General features: G+C 40.7%; 1 protein-coding gene. It reads left to right on the forward strand.

The window, feature by feature from the left end; genetic code table 11:
- Nucleotides 1–377 precede the first annotated feature (377 nt).
- Nucleotides 378–1,670, forward strand: coding sequence for an IS110 family RNA-guided transposase (locus OCV96_RS19345; RefSeq protein ID WP_262595218.1), 1,293 nt, complete (start codon nucleotides 378–380; stop codon nucleotides 1,668–1,670).
- The last annotated feature ends 149 nt before the right edge of the window (nucleotides 1,671–1,819 follow it).

The following is a 1,819-nucleotide window of genomic DNA, read 5'->3' on the forward strand; positions in this document are numbered from 1 at the left end:
ACCTCCTGGTATGATGTAGTCATAGACCAATAGCAGTCTTCTACATCATTATTTAATCTATATCAAGGTTGGTAGGAGGATTCTCCTCTGATTTCATTCCAACCAAAGATACGTGTATAAGTTACATGTTTTTAGTATAATTATTCACTCCTAGACTTCGTCTGTTACATAAGGTATTATATTCCATTGAATAGGGAAAAGGACGTTCGCCTCCTAGGGAGCTGGCTTATGTCCAGCAATACCCGTAACTTTAGACAGTCATTCCATCAATGAAAATTTATGTTTTAGGCTGGTTGGGAGCAATTAAGCTATACCCGTATCACGTGCCAGGTAGTGTATTCATTGTTTTTATGGAACCCTATCGGAAGGAGCTTACAATGTACAACAAAAACTATATTTCCGTCGGTATCGATGTCGGTTCTGCCTTTAGTTTCATGACCATCGTTGCACCTGACGGCTCTGTAATCCAAAAACCTTTTAAAATTACACACAATAAACCGGATTCTCTGGAAAAGGCCGTTTCTGCCATAAAAAAAGCAGAAGAGCTACATTCCTTAGAAAGTCGCACCTTTCTGGAATCCACTGGGATCTATCACTTCCCGCTCTTCTGCTACCTTGTTGATTGTGGTTTTCACGTCTCCATAATCAATCCTATTATTACACATTCTGCGAATAATACAAGTATCAGAAAAGTAAAAAATGATAAAGTTGATTCCATTGGTATTGCAAAGCTGGGATTATCCGGTGATATCCCTGTATCTCAATTCCCAGCAAAGCTGGTCCTTGAGATTCGATCCCTTACACGCAAGTATTATGATCTGACCGATGAACGGTCTGCTCACATCAACAAACTTAAGGGCGATCTGCATACCGTTTTTCCACAGTATCTGGACATCTTTTGTGATGTCACTGGCAAAACATCTACCATGATTCTCCGTCAGTATGGTACTCCGGATAAAATACTCCGTGGTCATAAAAAGACCATGATTGAAAAAATATCAAAAGCCTCAAGAAAAGGACTTTCAAAAGCTGCCGAGCGCTATGAAAAGCTCTGTGCCGCCGCAACAGCCGCAAAAACTTTCGGATGCCAGATTGATAGTATCTATTTCAACATCTCTCTGACTCTTGACCTTATCGAGAAGCTTGACTCTGCCTTGGATTCTATTTTGCAGCGGATCCATCAGCTGGTAACGTTCAATAAATCCGAAAAGTTTATCCAGCAGATTAAATGGCTTGATACCATTAAAGGGGTTGGATTTCTTACTGCTGTGACCATCATGTGCGAAATCGGTGATTTTTCAGCATTCCGCAATCCAAAACAGTTATTCGCTTACTTCGGACTTGATCCGGAAGTAAATCAGTCTGGTAAGTTCGTTGGCACTGAAATGCATATGACCAAACGAGGCTCCAGAATCGCCCGCCGCGCTGTCTTCGCAGTAGCACTGGCATCCATACGCACTAAACGCAATGGAGAAGGCATTAACCCATATCTTCGTGAATACTATGAGAAGAAATCCGGGCAAAAACCAAAGATGGTAGCTCTTGGTGCAGTAATGCACAAAGTGTGCAACATCATCTTTGCTGTTCTTCGTGATGAGAAAGAATTCGAATTACGGTCTCCCGAAGAACACTGCAGGCAGTATCAACGTCCTGCTTTACAGGCTGCATAAACATTCATCCTGTGCTGTATATAACCATCAACAAAGCGAAAATCCAAAGGATTTACGTTTATTAAAGTTACTCATTTTTAGGTTTCAATAATCAATAGAAAAAGTTCTATTTTTTATCATTTAGGGCTTGACTATAACTAGCTGGTCTG

The sequence above is a fragment of the Waltera acetigignens genome (assembly GCF_025567015.1).
GTDB lineage: Bacteria > Bacillota > Clostridia > Lachnospirales > Lachnospiraceae > Acetatifactor > Acetatifactor acetigignens.